At 69.9% G+C, this 14,879-nt stretch carries 16 protein-coding genes; 7 read left to right on the forward strand and 9 right to left on the reverse strand.

Annotation, left to right across the window (positions count from 1 at the left end):
* Entirely contained in the window at positions 1-1,194 is a 1,194-nt protein-coding gene (gene glf / locus BJ969_RS27545; protein WP_184483823.1) for a UDP-galactopyranose mutase, read from the reverse strand.
* 271 nt (positions 1,195-1,465) lie between these two features.
* On the opposite strand from glf, the gene BJ969_RS27550 reads away from it, so the two are divergent.
* Positions 1,466-2,695, forward strand: a complete 1,230-nt coding sequence (locus BJ969_RS27550) for a glycosyltransferase 87 family protein (RefSeq protein WP_184483825.1) — start codon at positions 1,466-1,468, stop codon at positions 2,693-2,695.
* A 90-nt stretch (positions 2,696-2,785) separates the two neighbouring features.
* Here the strand turns inward: BJ969_RS27550 and BJ969_RS27555 are convergent, their stop codons facing one another.
* The gene (locus BJ969_RS27555; RefSeq protein WP_343071625.1) at positions 2,786-3,532 is read right to left on the reverse strand and encodes an HAD-IIB family hydrolase; all 747 of its coding nucleotides are present in this window, start codon (positions 3,530-3,532) and stop codon (positions 2,786-2,788) included.
* Positions 3,533-3,767: 235 nt separating this feature from the next.
* Here BJ969_RS27555 and BJ969_RS27560 point away from each other — a divergent pair, with 235 nt between their 5' ends.
* A complete protein-coding gene (locus BJ969_RS27560) occupies positions 3,768-4,646 on the forward strand; it encodes an LLM class flavin-dependent oxidoreductase (RefSeq protein ID WP_184483829.1) in 879 nt (292 codons plus the stop codon).
* Positions 4,647-4,931: 285 nt separating this feature from the next.
* Here BJ969_RS27560 and BJ969_RS27565 read toward each other — a convergent pair whose 3' ends face one another.
* On the reverse strand, positions 4,932-5,552 hold the full coding sequence (locus BJ969_RS27565; protein WP_343071626.1) for a helix-turn-helix domain-containing protein: 621 nt from the start codon (positions 5,550-5,552) through the stop codon (positions 4,932-4,934).
* Between the two features lie 114 nt (positions 5,553-5,666).
* Between BJ969_RS27565 and BJ969_RS27570 the strand changes: the two genes are divergently transcribed.
* The gene (locus BJ969_RS27570; RefSeq protein WP_184483831.1) at positions 5,667-6,302 is read left to right on the forward strand and encodes an endonuclease; all 636 of its coding nucleotides are present in this window, start codon (positions 5,667-5,669) and stop codon (positions 6,300-6,302) included.
* Between the two features lie 43 nt (positions 6,303-6,345).
* Here the strand turns inward: BJ969_RS27570 and serS are convergent, their stop codons facing one another.
* The 3 genes from serS to BJ969_RS27585 all read right to left on the reverse strand — a co-directional run bounded on the left by serS (position 6,346) and on the right by BJ969_RS27585 (position 9,560).
* Entirely contained in the window at positions 6,346-7,611 is a 1,266-nt protein-coding gene (gene serS, locus BJ969_RS27575; protein WP_184483833.1) for a serine--tRNA ligase, read from the reverse strand.
* 73 nt (positions 7,612-7,684) lie between these two features.
* The gene (locus BJ969_RS27580) at positions 7,685-8,851 is read right to left on the reverse strand and encodes a glutathionylspermidine synthase family protein (protein ID WP_184483835.1); all 1,167 of its coding nucleotides are present in this window, start codon (positions 8,849-8,851) and stop codon (positions 7,685-7,687) included.
* 4 nt (positions 8,852-8,855) lie between these two features.
* Positions 8,856-9,560 carry a hypothetical protein gene (locus BJ969_RS27585; protein WP_246457110.1) on the reverse strand — a complete coding sequence of 235 codons (705 nt, stop codon included), beginning with the start codon at positions 9,558-9,560 and terminating at the stop codon, positions 8,856-8,858.
* 141 nt (positions 9,561-9,701) lie between these two features.
* Between BJ969_RS27585 and BJ969_RS27590 the strand changes: the two genes are divergently transcribed.
* Complete coding sequence (locus tag BJ969_RS27590; protein WP_184483837.1) at positions 9,702-10,703, forward strand: septum formation family protein; 1,002 nt, start codon at positions 9,702-9,704, stop codon at positions 10,701-10,703.
* Positions 10,704-10,709: 6 nt separating this feature from the next.
* Positions 10,710-11,063, forward strand: coding sequence for a metallopeptidase family protein (locus tag BJ969_RS27595; protein WP_184483839.1), 354 nt, complete (start codon positions 10,710-10,712; stop codon positions 11,061-11,063).
* Positions 11,064-11,076: 13 nt separating this feature from the next.
* On the opposite strand, the gene BJ969_RS27600 is transcribed toward BJ969_RS27595, so the two are convergent.
* Both BJ969_RS27600 and pheA read right to left on the reverse strand, forming a co-directional pair.
* Positions 11,077-11,721: a histidine phosphatase family protein gene (locus BJ969_RS27600; protein ID WP_246457111.1), complete on the reverse strand. Its 645-nt coding sequence runs from the start codon at positions 11,719-11,721 to the stop codon at positions 11,077-11,079.
* On the reverse strand, positions 11,718-12,641 hold the full coding sequence (gene pheA, locus BJ969_RS27605) for a prephenate dehydratase (RefSeq protein ID WP_184485932.1): 924 nt from the start codon (positions 12,639-12,641) through the stop codon (positions 11,718-11,720). The genes BJ969_RS27600 and pheA overlap by 4 nt, the downstream gene beginning before the upstream one ends.
* 120 nt (positions 12,642-12,761) lie before the next feature.
* Between pheA and BJ969_RS27610 the strand changes: the two genes are divergently transcribed.
* A complete protein-coding gene (locus BJ969_RS27610) occupies positions 12,762-13,361 on the forward strand; it encodes a macro domain-containing protein (RefSeq protein WP_425503584.1) in 600 nt (199 codons plus the stop codon).
* Positions 13,362-13,564: 203 nt separating this feature from the next.
* Here BJ969_RS27610 and BJ969_RS27615 read toward each other — a convergent pair whose 3' ends face one another.
* Positions 13,565-14,032 carry an Hsp20/alpha crystallin family protein gene (locus tag BJ969_RS27615; protein WP_184483843.1) on the reverse strand — a complete coding sequence of 156 codons (468 nt, stop codon included), beginning with the start codon at positions 14,030-14,032 and terminating at the stop codon, positions 13,565-13,567.
* A gap of 317 nt (positions 14,033-14,349) precedes the next feature.
* On the opposite strand from BJ969_RS27615, the gene BJ969_RS27620 reads away from it, so the two are divergent.
* The gene (locus tag BJ969_RS27620; protein WP_184483845.1) at positions 14,350-14,868 is read left to right on the forward strand and encodes a DoxX family protein; all 519 of its coding nucleotides are present in this window, start codon (positions 14,350-14,352) and stop codon (positions 14,866-14,868) included.
* Positions 14,869-14,879: the final 11 nt, after the last annotated feature.

Here is a 14,879-nt window from a genome sequence, read left to right on the forward strand (position 1 = left end):
TCAGTCCTCCAGCGAGCCGTCCAGCGAACGGCCCTCGGTGAAATAGGGGGTGAGCTTGTTGTCGAACATGCTCAACGCCGAGCCGATCGCCATGTGCATATCGAGGTACTTGTAGGTGCCCAGCCGACCGCCGAAGAGCACGTTGCGCTCCTTGGCCTCGGCCTTCGCCCGCTCCCGGTACGCCTCGAGCTTCACCCGGTCATCGGAGGTGTTGATCGGGTAGTACGGCTCGTCGCCGCTCTCGGCCGCCCGCGAGTACTCCCGGACGATGACCGTCTTGTCCTTCGGGTGCTTGTGCTCCCGCTCGGGGTGGAAGTGCCGGAACTCGTGGATCCGGGTGTAGGGCACCTCTTCGTCCGCGTAGTTCATCACCGGCGTGCCCTGGTAATCACCAGTGGCCACGACCTCCGACTCGAAGTCGAGGGTGCGCCAGCCCAGCTCGCCCTCCGAGTAGTCGAAGTAGCGGTCCAGCGGGCCGGTGTAGACGACCGGCACGTCGGCGGGCAGCTCGCCGCGGACGTCGAAGTAGTCCGTGCTGAGCTTGACGTCGATGTTCGGGTGGTCCGCCATCTTCTCCAGCCAGGCCGTGTAGCCGTCGACCGGAAGACCCTCGTAGGTGTCGTTGAAGTAGCGGTTGTTGAAGTTGTAGCGAACCGGCAGCCGGGTGATGTTCGCCGCGGGCAGTTCCTTCGGGTCGGTCTGCCACTGCTTGGCCGTGTACCCGCGCACGAAGGCCTCGTACAGCGGGCGGCCGATCAGGGAGATCGCCTTCTCCTCGAGGTTCTGCGCGTCGGCGGTCTCGATCTCCGCCGCCTGCTCGGCGACCAGCGCCTTGGCCTCGTCCGGGGAGAACGCGCGACCGAAGAACTGGGCCAGCAGTCCCAAGTTCATCGGGAACGAGTAAATCTGCCCCTCATGACGGGTGAACACCCGATGCTGGTAATCGGTGAAATCCGTGAACCGGTTGACGTAGTCCCACACCCGTTTGTTCGAGGTGTGGAACAGGTGCGCGCCATAGCGGTGCACCTCGATACCGGTTTCCGGTTCCGGTTCCGAATAGGCGTTGCCGCCGATGTGGTCACGTCTGTCCAGCACCAGCACCCGCTTGTCCAGCTGGGTGGCGGCGCGCTCTGCGATCGTCAGTCCGAAGAATCCGGAACCAACAACGATCAGGTCATAGCCTGCGAAGCTCACAGTCGTCGAGGGTAGCGGCCAGCCACCCGCGCCCGGAAACCGCGTTGAGGTTCCCGTCCCGATCCGACTACCACCCGTGTTTTCGCTGGCCATCCGGGTGGCGGTGAGTCCGATCAGGACGGATTGCGCACCACGAACAGTAACATTCCTGCACCCTCCGGAGTCATCGGGTCGATCAATGTCGCTCTGGTCGGCGACGGGCCCGGCGAGTCGGATTGGGTAGTATCAGCGCCCCCACGGCAGCCCCGCGAGCGAGAAGGTGATCCGAAGCGTGACTCGGGCCCGCGACGGCCGGTACCTGCTGGTCACGGCGATCATCCTGGAAGTGCTGGCGATCTGGTTCGTCCACTGGATCGACACTCGTGGCTATATGGACACCGAGATTTACCGCCTCGGTGCCCGAGCGTGGCTGAACGGTTACGAGGTCTACGGCGACGACCTCACTCCGGAATCCCCGGAGAGCGGAACCCTGCCGTTCATCTACCCGCCATTCGCCGCAATCCTGTTCACCCCGCTGTGGTGGTTATCCGAGGACGGCGCGGTGATCGCCGTCGCGGTGATCTCGCATCTGTCGATCCTGGTTACCGCGTATTCGCTGGCCCGTTCCTCGACATATCTGGCACCCCGCGCGGGCCTGGTGGCGGTGGCCACCGCGGCGCTGCTGCCGTTCATGACGATCATCGAGCCGACCCGGGACACGCTGAACTACGGGCAGATCAACCTGCTGCTGATGGCGCTGGTCGCCGCCGACTGCCTGCTGCCGCGCACCCGCTGGCCGCGCGGGCTGCTGGTGGGCGTCGCCGCCGCCATCAAGCTCACCCCGCTCGGCTTCCTGCTGCTGTTCTTGCTGCGCAAGGACTTCCGGGCGATGTCCATCGCGGCCGTCACGTTCGCCGCGACCGTGCTGCTGGGCCTGCTGGCGGCGCCGAACGACTCCGCGGACTGGTGGCTGGACAAGATGTGGTCCACCGGCGAGGAGACGGGCGCGGTGTACGCGGGCAACCAGACGCTGCGCAGCCTGCTCGCCAAGCAGGAGCTGACCGGCGCGCCGCTGGACTCGCTGTGGATCGCGGGTTCGGTGCTGCTGCTGGTCCTGGCCGTGCTGGGGATGCGCTACGCGCTGCACACCCGCAACGTGCCGCTGGCATTGATCATCAACGCGGTGCTGGTGCTGATCGTGTCGCCGATCTCCTGGTCGCACCACTGGGTGTGGGCCGGGCCCGCGCTGGCGCTGATGGTCGCGATGGCCTGGTGGCACCGCTGGTACGGGGTGCTGCTCTACGCCGGGCTCTGCGCGCTCACCGTGCTGGTGGCGCCGCACTGGTACCTGCCCTACACCAACGACCGGGAACTGGACTGGACGTTCTCGCAGCAGGTCGTGGGCAACTCCTACCCGCTGCTCGGGATCGGGTTCCTCATCGCCTGCGCCGTCGCCTACGCGCTGCACCGGCCGCGGCGGCCCGCCGAGCCGCCCACCGAGCAGGTGCCCGCCGGGGTGTAGCCCGGACGCCGTGTTCGCCTCCCCAGCCCGAACACGGCGCACCGTTCGTTCATCGAGTTTTCACGTGCGCACGCCGAATCCGGCGCGCGTTCACCACCAGCGTTCCAGCACCTGGGCCACGCCGTCCTGGCTGTTGCAGGTGGTGATCTCGTCGGCGACCTCCAGCACGCCCGGATGCGCGTTGCGCATCGCCACGGCGTGGCCGACCCAGTCCAGCATCGGGATGTCGTTGGGCATGTCGCCGAACCCGATCACCTCGTGCCTGCCGACGCCGATGTCGTCGGCGACGGACCTGAGCCCGCTGGCCTTGTCCACCCCCGGCAAGGACAGCTCGACCGGGCCGCCCTGCATCGAGCAGGTCAGGCACAGACCGGCGCCGAGCACTTCCTCGACCGCCGAGGCCAGGTCGATGTCGAGCCGGTCCTCGTGCAGCACCATCAGCTTCACCGCGGGCCGGTCGAACAGCTCGCCGTCGTCGACCACCCGGATGTCCCGGTTCGGCCACACGCGGTGGAAGCCCGCCTCCGCCAGGAACTGCTCGGCCACGTCGTCGCGGGCCCGCCGGGTGGAGCGCTCGACCGCGAACGTGCAGCCGGGCAGCGCGTCGCGCAGTTCGCGCGCCGCGTCGCGCAGCCGCACCGGCTCCATCTCGGAGCTGCGCAGCACCTTGTCCGCGGCGGCGTCGTAGACGACGGCGCCGTTGGAGCACACGGCGAGCCCCGCCGTTCCCAACCCCTCCACTATCTGCGGCACCCATCGTGGTGGTCGTCCCGTGACCAGCACGAAAGGGGTGTCGTTCGCGACGGCGCGCACGGTGCGCGCCGTCCGTTCACTCACGCGGACCGAAGAGTCCAGCAATGTTCCGTCCACATCGGATGCGACCAGCGCAGGTTTGTTCACGCCGGACATGCTGGCGAGGCCGTGACCAGCGCGGTGGCCGATCAATTCCGCTTCACCTGAGCGTGTGGATCTTCCCGGTGACCTGCAACACGGACGTGTCGCCGGTCCCGATGCGCGAGAACAGCCCGCACAGGGTCGAACCCTTCCGGGTGGTACCGATACGGTCAGCGGTGTGCGCGTTGGGATTGTGATACTGCCCGAACACCGGTGGTGGGCCGCGGAGCCGCTGTGGCGGATGGCCGAGGAGTACGGCTTCGCCCATGCCTGGACCTACGACCACCTGGGCTGGAGGTCGCTGGTCGACAAACCGTGGTTCGACGCGGTGCCCACGCTCACGGCGGCGGCCACCGCGACCTCCACGATCCGGCTCGGCACCCTCGTCGCCTCGCCCAACTTCCGGCATCCGGTGCACTTCGCGCGCGAGGTCACCGCGCTCGACGACATCTCGGACGGCCGCCTCACGCTGGGGATCGGCGCCGGTGGGCCCGGTTTCGACACGACCGTGCTCGGCGGGCAGGCACCCGCGCCGGCCGGTCGGACCGAGCGGTTCGAGGAGTTCGTCGAGCTGCTCGACAAGATCCTCACCCAGGACAACACCAGCTGGTACGGCGAGCACTACACCGCGGTCGAGGCCCGCCGCGCACCCGGCTGCGTGCAGCTGCCCCGGTTGCCGTTCGTGATCGCCGCCAACGGCCCGCGCGCCATGCGGCTCGCCGCCCGCTACGGGCAGGGCTGGGTGACCACCGGGACCAACGAGGGCGGCGACGACCTCGAAGCCTGGTGGCGCGGTGTGGCGGAGCTGACCAAGAGGTTCGACGACACGTTGGCCGCCGACGGCCGCGCCCCGCACCGCGTGGCGCGCTACCTGCAGGCCGATGCCGCGCCGAAGTACTCGCTGAGCAGCGCCGAGTACTTCAAGGAAGTGGTCGGCCGCGCCGCCGAACTCGGCTTCACCGACGTCATCACGCACTGGCCCCGCACCGAATCCCCCTACGAAGGCACCGAATCCACCGTCGAGGAGATCGCCTCCGAGGTGCTCCCCGAACTGTGATCGTCCCGAGTTCGTCCTTGATCTCGGCTCGCGCAATGGGTCGGCGGAACCTCACCGCCCGCCTTTGATCTCGGTTTTCCACGTGAGCGGTGTTGTTGATCGTTGTCCTGTCAGCGGCGAAGCCGCTGAGCAGCGACCCAGCACGCAGCCGCACCACCCGCGGGTTCTCAGTTGCTTCCTCGCGAGGACAGCTTTTTTCCTCGTGGCGGAGCCACTTGGAAAAAAGATCCCGCAGCGAGGAAGCAACTGAGGTTCCGCCACCCGACCCCTACGCAGGCCAAGCGCTCACTCAGTGCTCGCAGGAGTGGTCAGCAAGGTTGCTCCGACTGCGAGGAATTCGGCGGGCTCGTCGCCGGGCACCACGAGGCGGTGCCAGACCGCGGATCCGAAGCTGGCGCTGTCGCCCGCTCCCAGCGTCACCGAGTCCTGCTCGAACTCCACCCGCAGCCGACCGCTGAGCACGTACAACCAGTCGTGCCCCTCGTGCTGCACCGGCCGCACCCCGCCGCCGGTGGGCGACAGCCGGTAGCGCGCCGCGTACAGGCCCGGCAGCACCGACCTGGGCGTGAGCACCTGCACCGCGAGATCACCGGACTCGACGGTGGGCACCTCGTCACCGCGCATCACGACGGCGGCCGGGCCGGGAACGGCGTCGGTGAACAGCTCCGCCAGCGGCACGTCCAGCACGGCGGCGACCGCCGTCAGCTCCGCCAGCGTCGGGGTGCCGCGTTCCTCCTCGACGTCCGCCAAGCGCTGCTCGCCGACGTGCGCGCCCTCGGCCAGCGCGGTCCGCGACATCTCCCGTTCGGCGCGCAGCCGGCCGACCCGCTCGCCGATCCCGGCGAGCACCCGGCCGACCCGGCCGTCGTCGCGCGAGCCGTGCGCCTCAGCTGATCGATCCGCCACGTCCTCCACCATAAGCGCAGGTACCACGCGTCGCCCCGCACCGGACCGCGGCGGGTCGCGCTCCGGTGTGCGTGCCGGGACCGGCGGGTAGGCCGGAGCGGAAGGAGGTGCGAGATGTCCGAGCGATCCACCGCCCGCGCGCTGCTGCGCGAAGCGGGCACGACCTACGCGGAGCAGGCGGGTGCGCCGCTGACCGACAAGCCGTCGCCGCTGTACCGCCTGCTGGTGCTGTCGGTGCTGCTGTCCACCCGGATCAAGGCCGAGATCGCGGTCGCCGCGGCGCGCGAACTGGGCGAGTTCCCGACGGCCCAGCGGATGCGCGACGCGACCTGGCAGCAGCGCGTCGACGCCTTGGGCCGCGGGCATTACGTGCGCTACGACGAGAGCACCGCGACCGCGCTCGGCCGCGGCGCCGAGCTCGTCCTCGACGAGTACCGCGGTGACCTGCGCAGGCTCCGCGCCGAAGCGGACGGCGACGTGCCGAGGATGCGGGAGCTGCTGTGCGAGGTGCCGAGCCTGGGGCCGGTCGGCGCGCACATCTTCTGCCGGGAGGCGCAGGCCGTGTGGCCGGAGCTGCGGCCCTACTTCGACAAGAAGGCGCTGTCCGGGGCGGAGCAGGCCGGGCTGCCGACGGACGTGGACCGGCTGGCGCGGCTGGTCGAGCCGGACGACTACGCCCGGCTCTCCGCCGCGCTGGTCCGGATCACCCTGGAGAAGGGGCTCCTCCAGGAGATCACCACCCCGGCCTGACCAGGTGGTCGGCGGGCGCCGGGACGGACCCGGCGCCCCCGGATCACGCGACGGGTTCGAGGACTTCCCGGCCGCCGAGGAACGGGCGCAGCGCCTCCGGCACCCGCACCGAACCGTCGGGCTGCTGGTGGTTCTCCAGGATCGCCACGATCCACCGGGTGGTGGCCAGCGTCCCGTTCAACGTGGAGGCGATGGCGTTGGGACCGTCGGCCTCGCGGTAGCGGGTGTTGAGGCGGCGGGCCTGGAACGTCGTGCAGTTCGACGTGGAGGTCAGCTCGCGGTAGGCCTGCTGCGACGGCACCCACGCCTCGCAGTCGAACTTCCGCGCCGCGCTCGCCCCGAGGTCGCCCGCCGCGGTGTCGATCACCCGGTACGGCACCTCGATCTTGGCGAGCATCTCCTCTTCCCAGGCCAGCAGGCGTTCGTGCTCGGCGCGCGAGTCCTCCTCGCGGCAGTAGACGAACATCTCCAGCTTGTTGAACTGGTGCACGCGGATGATGCCGCGGGTGTCCTTGCCGTAGGAACCGGCCTCGCGCCGGAAGCAGGTCGACCAGCCCGCGTAGCGCAGCGGCTGCTCGGCCAGGTCGAGGATCTCGCCCGAGTGGTACCCGGCCAGCGGCACCTCGGAGGTGCCGACGAGGTACGCGTCGTCCTCTTCGAGCCGGTAGACCTCGGTGGAGTGCGAGCCGAGGAAACCGGTGCCCTCCATGATCTCCGGGCGGACCAGCACCGGCGGCACGACCAGGGTGAACCCGGCCGCGGTGGCCTGCGCGGCGGCCATGTTCAGCAGCGCCAGCTCCAGCTGCGCGCCGATGCCGGTGAGGAAGTAGAACCGGGCGCCCGCGACCTTCGCGCCGCGCTCCATGTCGAACGCGCGCAGCCCCAGGCCCAGGTCGAGGTGGTCGCGGACCTCGAAGTCGAACTCGCGCGGCGTGCCCACGTGCTTGAGCACGACGTAGTCGTCCTCGCCGCCGGGCGGGGTCTGCGGCTCGATGATGTTCGAGACCTTCTTCTGCGTGCTCAGCAGCTCCGCGTCGGCCTCGGTCTGCTCGGCCTCGGCCTGCTTGACCTGGGCGGAGAGGTCCTTCGCGCGGGCCAGCAGCTCGTCGCGCTCGTCGCCCTTGGCCTTGCCGACCTGCTTGCCGAGCTGCTTCTGCTCGGCGCGCAGCGTGTCGGCGCGGGACACCGCTGACCTGCGACGCTCGTCGGCGGAGAGCAGCGCGTCCACGAGGGACACGTCCTCACCTCGGGCGCGCTGCGAGGCGCGCACGGCCTCCGGATCTTCGCGAAGCGTCTTCAGGTCGATCACAGCTGGTGAGCCTAGCTGGCCCGGTTCTTCCCGAACCCCGCTGGGGTCGCACCGCGGGTCGAACCGGACCGGGTCAGGAGCCGGGGATGCGGTGCGGGACGAAGGCGGCGCCGTCGTCGGTGATCAGGCCCGCGGTCTCCCGGATGCCGAGGCCCGCCGAGGAGTCGCCGACGACCCACGCGCCCAGTGCGGGCCGCATGCCGTCGAACTCCGGCAGCGGGTCGAACGCCTGGTAGACGTAGCCCTCCTCGCCGTAGAAGCCGCCGGTCTCGGTCTCCCAGCCGGGGGCGACGACGGTGATGTTGTTGCCCTCGCGGCCCAGCCGCGGCTTGCGCACGTACTCGGTGAGCAGGCCGGGCTGGTCCAGGAACGTCGGCAGCAGGTTCGGGTGCCCGGGGTACATCTCCCACAGCACCGCCAGCAGCGCCTTGTTCGACAGCAGCATCTTCCACAGCGGCTCGATCCACTGCGTCGCGGGCAGCGTGTTCACCGCGTGGCGGCCGAAGTCGTCGTCGACCATCCACTCCCACGGGTAGATCTTGACGACCGAGTTCATCGGCGCCTCTTCGAGATCCACGAAGCGTTCCAGCAGCGGATCCCAGCCGATCTCCTCGATCGACATGCCGACGGTGTCCATGCCGGCCTCGGCCGCGGTCTCCTGCAGGTAAGCGGAGGTGATGTTGTCCTCGCCGCTGGTGTCGGAGCTCGACCAGGTGAAGTGCACTTCGCGGGTGGCGAGCTGGTCGCTGATCTCGCCCCAGCGCTCCACGAGCTTCTCGTGGATCGAGTTCCACTGGTCGTCGCCCTCGTGGCACTCGGTCAGCCAGTTCCACTGCACGACCGCCGCCTCCAGCAGCGAGGTCGGCGTGTCCGCGTTGTACTCCAGCAGCTTCGCGGGCCCCGAACCGTCGTAGCGCAGGTCGAACCGGCCGTAGAGGTGCGGATCGTGCCGCTTCCACGACTCGGCGATCTTCGGCCACACCCATTCCGGGATGCCGAAGTCCTTGTACCGCTCGGTCGTGACGACCTGGTCCACCGCGTCCAGGCACATCGACTGGAGCAGTTCGACGTCGGCCTCCAGCGAGAGCACCTCGTCCAAGCTGAACTCGTAGTGCACGCCCTCGTCCCAGTAGGGGCGCTGCGAACCGTCCGCCGCGCGTGCCGGGGTGCCGAACACCAGTCCCAGTTCTTCGACCTTGCGCTGCCAGTCCGGCCGACGCTCGGTTGTCCTCCGACGCACTCGTTCAGCTCCCGCTGCTGCCGCTCTTGTTGCTGATTCCGAAACCGCCGCGCTGGACCGTCTGGCCCTTGGTGTTCTTGATGTTCGCGTCGGCGGGCTTGTTGAAGCTTCCACCGGACACCGTCTGCCCCGGGGTGGGCGCCGGAGCGCCGGGCGGGGTGTAGCCGTACCGGTAGGAGTTGTACCCGCCGATTCCGCCACCGGGCAGGAAGATCGGCATGAAGAACATGCCGCCGGAGCTGTACCCGCCTTGTTCCCGGACGTAGTTCTCGTCGCAGAGGTCGGGGTTCTGGGCCACCTCGCCCTGCTTCTCCGCAGCGCAGTACTCCTGCACCGCGTTCTGCTCCGCGCTGTAGGCCGAGCCCGAGTAGAACGCCGCGACCAGCGCGACCACGCCGACCGTGACACCGCCACCGACCATCACGCGACGACGCTTCTGCGTCTTGCTCTCCTGCTCGGCGAGGGCGGCCTGGGCCTGCTCCTCCTGGCGCTTCTCCGCGGCGATGCGCGCCCGCTTCTCGGCGAGCGTCGGTTCTCGCGGCGTCGTCGATTCGTCCTGGTAGCGCATCCGGCCACGAGCCTGGCCCGCGTCCTGCTGCTCGCCACCTGCGTTCGCCTGCGTCACGTCGTCAGCGGACCCGCCCGTCGAGGGCTGGTCGCTGCGCTGCGGCCCGTCCTGGTCTGCCAATGGTCTGCCATCTTCCGTCATAGCCCACTCCCAGCAGCAACACTACCCACCGTGCCCCCGCACGGGGTACGCCTTGCTGTGACGCAGCCGGACACGAATCGGTTTCAAAGCGATGCGTGAGCGCTTGAGCACACGGCCGGACCGACAGGCATGATGTGATCGATGGCCGAGCGCAGCGACACCCAGAAGCACCGCCGGAAGCCCAACACCCGGCTGGTGATGATCGCCGCCGCCATCGGTGGCGCACTCGTTCTGCTGATCAGCGCCTTGCTGAACACCCCGACCGGCGGTGGCGGCTCCGGCATCGGCGGCCCCGGCCGCGAGGGCGCCTCGCCCGCCACGCCGCCCGTGTTCGAGGCGAAGGCGGGCACCTGCCTGCACTGGACCGAACCGGACGCGAGGGACATCCGCCAGGTCAAATGCGGCGAACGCCACCTCTTCGAGGTCACCGGCAAGGCCGACCTGAACGCCGATTTCGCGAAGACCGCCCCGTACCCGAGCGCCGAGCAGTGGCAACAGCTCAAGCAGGAACGCTGCACCGCGGTCTCCGAGCAGTACCTCCGCGGGCGGTTCGACCCGAACGGGCGGTTCTCCGTCGGCGCCTTCACCCCGAGCCAGCAGGGCTGGGGCGCCGGGGACCGGAAGCTGCACTGCGGTCTCCAGCAGCCCGGTCCGTCCGGGAAGCTCTACGCCAGCAAGGGCAACGTGGCGAGCCAGGACCAGTCGAACACCTACGAGGTCGGGCGCTGCCTCGGCATCAACGGCACCGACGTGTGGGACTCGGTGGACTGCGCGCAGCCGCACTCGGTGGAGATCACCGGCGTGGTCGACCTCGGCACCGAGTTCCCCGCCGAATACCCGTCGGAGGACGACCAGGACGGTTTCCTCGCGACCCGGTGCGGTGAGCTCACCGCCGAGTACGCGGGCAGCCCGACGGCGGTGGCGGACAAGAAGCTCGTGGCCTACTGGGACACGCTGCCGCAGGAGAGCTGGGACGCGGGCTCGCGGGAGGTCAACTGCAAGGCCAGCGCGCAGCTGCCCGACGGCAGCGGGCTCGCGCCGATCACCGGCAGCGTCAAGGGCGACGTGCAGGTCGGCCAGGAACCCGCCCCGCAGGACACCGCGCCGATCGAGCCCGGCGTTCCCGCCGCCGGGGAGCGCTGATCGGCGATGCCGGTGGAGATGACGCGGGTGCGCTTCGAGGAGCTCGTCGCCGACGCCCTGGACCTGGTTCCCGAGCAGTTCGCGACGGCGATGAACAACGTCGTGGTGCTCGTCGAGGACCACAACGAGGAAGATCCGTCACTGCTCGGCCTGTACTTCGGCATCGCGCTGACCGAACGCGAGCAGAGCAACTACGCGGGCGTGCTGCCGGACCGGATCTCGATCTACCGCGAGCCGCTGCTGGAGATGTGCGACAGCGAGGACGAGGTGGTCGACGAGGTGGCGATCACCGTGGTCCACGAGATCGCCCACCACTTCGGCATCAACGAGGACACCCTGCACGCCCTCGGCTGGGGCTGACCGGCCCGCGAGGTCAGTCGGGCAGGTCGTCCCACTGGACGCAGCGCCAACCGGTCTCCGCGCCCGAGTCCGCTTCGAGCACGATGACCCCGGTGTTGGGCAGGTACGCCTCGCTGGAGCGCCGCGCGGAGATCTCCCCGGCCAGCCGGTTCGCGACCAGCCGCACCATCGCGCCGTGGCTCACCAGCACCACCGAGCCGGTCGTGACGTCGTCCAGCACGGGCTGCGCGGAGCCGAAGAACCTGGTCAGCGCTTGGGTTCCGGTCTCCCCGCCGGGCATCGGCCGGTCCGGTTCGCCGTGGTGCCAGCCCTCGTAGATCTCGTCGAACAGCGCCCGGGACCGCTCGTCGCCGAGCCCTTCCAGCTCGCCCACGAAGACCTCGTGGGTGCCGTCGACGACCCGCACGTCGAGGCCGTGGCGGGTGGCCGTCGGCAGCGCGGTCTCCTGCGCCCGCAGCGCGCGGCTGGCGTGCACCGACAGCACCTTCTCGGTGGCCAGCCGGTCCGCGAGGTCGTCGGCCTGCCGCTTGCCCAGGTCGGTGAGCCCGGGGCCGGGCGGGAGCGTGTCGAGCACTCCCCGCACGTTGGACGGCGTCTGGCCGTGGCGCACCAGCACCAGGCGCAGTCCGTCGGCGTGCGCGCGCAACACCGGGCTCATGCGACACCTCCTTCGCGCAGCCGCGCCAGCCAGCGGGCGGATGCTTGGAAAGCCTGTTCGGAAGCGGACGGCCGGACGTTCGCAGGCGAGTGGTCGGCCTTCGGGTAGGAACCGAGGAAGCGGACCTCGCTGCACCGCCTGCGCAGGCCGCTGAGCGCGTCCCCGATCCGCGCGTCGGCCACGTGCCCGTCGAAGTCGAGGAAGAACCGGTACTCGCCGAGGCGGTCCTTGGTGGGCCGGGACTCGATGCGGCTGAGGTTGATGCCGCGCAGCGACAGCTCCAGCATCAGCTCGGTCAGGGTGCCGACCTCGTCGGTGATGACGGCGGCGATCGAGGTGCGGTCGGCGCCGGTCGGTTCGGGCAGCGCGCCCGGCCTGCGCAGCAGCAGGAACCGCGTGATGGCGTCGGGCGTGTCGGCGATGCCGCGGGCGAGGGCGCTGAGGCCGTCGAACAGCTCGATCGCCAGCGGTGCGGCGATGGCCGCGTCCAACTCGCCGTCGGCGACCTCCTTCGCCGCGGCCGCCGTGGACGAGGCCATCCGCACGTCCGCGTCCGGCAGGTTCGCCGCGAGCCAGCCGCGGACCTGCGCGATGGCGTGCGGGTGGCTGGCCACGGTGCGCACCTGGTCTGCGGTGACGCCGGCGCGCACCAGCACGTCGAACTGCACCGGCACGGTCGCCTCGGCCACCGCGATCAGCGGGTCACCGCTGATCAGCGCGTCGAGCGTGGCGGGCACCGAGCCCTCCACTGAGCTCTCCACGGGCACGCCCGCGGCGAGCACCTCACCGGCGCGCAGCGCGGCCAGCGCCTGCGGCACGGTCTCGTAGGGCAGCAGGTCGGCGTCGAAGCCTTCGGTGAGGATCCGGGTCGCCTGTTCGGTGAAGGTTCCCGGCGGCCCCAGGTAGGCGATGTGCGGCACGAGCACCAGCCTACGGCCCGCGCTGAACCCCTCCCCCGACCCCAGATCGGTGATCATCATTCCCCGAAGGTGTGACCTACCCAATTACATTCAGTCGTCCGTTCCTGCGATGCTGTGCGGGTGACCGCGGATTCGGAGCGCTCAGCAGACCGAGCGGAACCGGAGCTCCGGCTCGTCCTCTGCGCCTTGGACGAGCCGCTGACGGCAGCATGGCGCGATGTCGCCACCGACCGCGACAACCTCGACGTCCACCAAGGATCGGTGCTCGACCTGCGGGTGGACGCGGTGGTGAGCCCGGCCAACTCGTACGGGTGGATGCGCGGCGGGGTCGACGCCCTGTACTCGCGCGCCTTCCCGAACGTGGAGGAGTCGGTGCGCAGCGCGGTGCTCGCCTACCACGGCGGGGAGCTGCCGGTCGGTGAGGCGCTGCTCGTGCCCACCGGAGCCCCGTCGCCCGCCTGGCTGGTCAGTTCGCCCACGATGCGCACTCCCGGCGAGGTGCTGCCCTCCGACACCGTGCACCCGTACCTGGCCGCGCGAGCGGTGCTGCGGCTGTGGACGCACGGGGTGCTGGAGAACGGGATGCGGGTGCGCGACGTCGTGCGCACCATCGCGCTGCCCGGCCTCGGCACCGGAGTCGGCGGCGTGAACCCCCGCCTGTGCGCCCACCAGGTCGCCGCGGCCTGGGACGAGGTCTTCGCCCGCGCCGACCAGAACTGATCCACGGCTCAGCACCTTTTCCGGTCAGCTTCTTATCAGCGGCGAAGCCGCTGAGCAGTGACCAGCTTGAGCAAGCCGACCACCAGCGGGTTCTCAGCTTCCTTCTCGCGAGGACAGCTTTTTCCCTCGTGGCGGAGCCACTCGGGAAAAAGATCCCGCAGCGAGAAGGAAGCTGAGGTTCCGCCACCCGACCCCTACACAGGTCACTCCGACGCATTCCGAGCGCGAATGGTGACCTTGGTGGGGGTCGCCTGTTCCAGCGCGCCGCGCACCCGGACCTCCAGGACGCCGCGGTCGTAGTCCGCTTCGACCTGGTCACCGGTCACGCCCTTCGGCAGCCGGAAGCGACGGCTGAACGATCCGCCGCGGAGCTCCCGGACCAGCGCGCGCGGCGCTTCCGGCTCGTCTTCGGCCGGAGCGTCGGCGCGGGTGGTGCGACTGCCGCTGATCGCCAGCGTCCCGTCGGCGACCTCGACCGTCACGTCCTGCTCGACGTCCACCCCGGGCAGGTCCAGCCGGAACACCAGGTCGGCACCGTCCCGCAGCACGTCCGCCGCGGGGGCGAACGCCTGTCCGGAACCACCGCGACCGGCGAAGGCGCCGCGGACCAGCTGGTCGAACTCACGGTCCAGGCCGGTGAACGCGTCCCAGCCACGAACGGCAAGAGCCATCACTCATCACTCCCTCATCGAAGCCGGGTCATCACCGAAGCGGATGCCCGGTCACTGCGGTTACATGAGCCTCAACGACTCAACTTTGCGGATTGTTCCCGGCGCAGCGAAGAAGATTCGATTCGCCGCCCACGACACTCCGCACTGGTCGCTGACCAGGGCTTTTCGCCGATCACCCGACCGGCACTCCGCGCGGAACCGGGAGCACCCCGACATCTCGCGCGAACGGGACGCACCTGGAGTGAAGATCAACAGCAGAGCCGGAGCACCGGCACGCGGCGCGGTACGGTCGGGGCCGCGTCCACTGAGGAGGTCTCATGATCGTCCGCCGTTTGGCCCGTCCGATGCTCGCTGCGATGTTCATCTACGGCGGCATCGGCGCCCTGCGCAATCCCGAAGCGCTCACCAAGACCGCTCAACCCGTGCTGGACCAGACGGTCGGGCGAGTCGAGGACACGCTGCCGGAGCAGGTGCCCACCGACGCGGTGACGCTGGTGAAGCTGGACGGCGCGGTCAAGGTCGGCGCCGGCGTGCTGCTGGCGCTCGGCAAGGCCCCGCGGCTGTCCGCGCTGCTGCTCGCGGGCACCTTGGTGCCGACGACGCTCGCCGGCCACCGGTTCTGGGAGCTCGACGACCCGCAAGAGCGCGCCGGGCAGCAGATCCACTTCTTCAAGAACCTGGGCCTGCTCGGCGGGCTGCTGATCACGGCGGTCGACACCGAGGGCAAACCGTCCGTCGCCTACCGCGCCAAGCACGGCGCCTCCCGCGTGGCGGAGCAGACCCAGCTCAACGTCAAGCAGGCGAAGAAGGCCGCCCGCAAGGCCCGCCGCCGCTGACCCCTCCCGGG

Origin of the sequence: Saccharopolyspora gloriosae (assembly GCF_014203325.1) — a bacterium.
GTDB classification, from domain to species: Bacteria; Actinomycetota; Actinomycetes; order Mycobacteriales; family Pseudonocardiaceae; genus Saccharopolyspora_C; species Saccharopolyspora_C gloriosae.

Coding starts and splice junctions, on each gene's coding strand:
- BJ969_RS27570 (WP_184483831.1), top strand. CDS start 5,667: ATGTCCGAGCGATCCACCGCCCGCGCGCTGCTGCGCGAAGCGGGCACG.
- BJ969_RS27620 (WP_184483845.1), top strand. CDS start 14,350: ATGATCGTCCGCCGTTTGGCCCGTCCGATGCTCGCTGCGATGTTCATC.
- BJ969_RS27615 (WP_184483843.1), bottom strand. CDS start 14,032: ATGGCTCTTGCCGTTCGTGGCTGGGACGCGTTCACCGGCCTGGACCGT.
- BJ969_RS27585 (WP_246457110.1), bottom strand. CDS start 9,560: ATGACGGAAGATGGCAGACCATTGGCAGACCAGGACGGGCCGCAGCGC.
- BJ969_RS27600 (WP_246457111.1), bottom strand. CDS start 11,721: ATGAGCCCGGTGTTGCGCGCGCACGCCGACGGACTGCGCCTGGTGCTG.
- BJ969_RS27590 (WP_184483837.1), top strand. CDS start 9,702: ATGGCCGAGCGCAGCGACACCCAGAAGCACCGCCGGAAGCCCAACACC.
- BJ969_RS27595 (WP_184483839.1), top strand. CDS start 10,710: ATGCCGGTGGAGATGACGCGGGTGCGCTTCGAGGAGCTCGTCGCCGAC.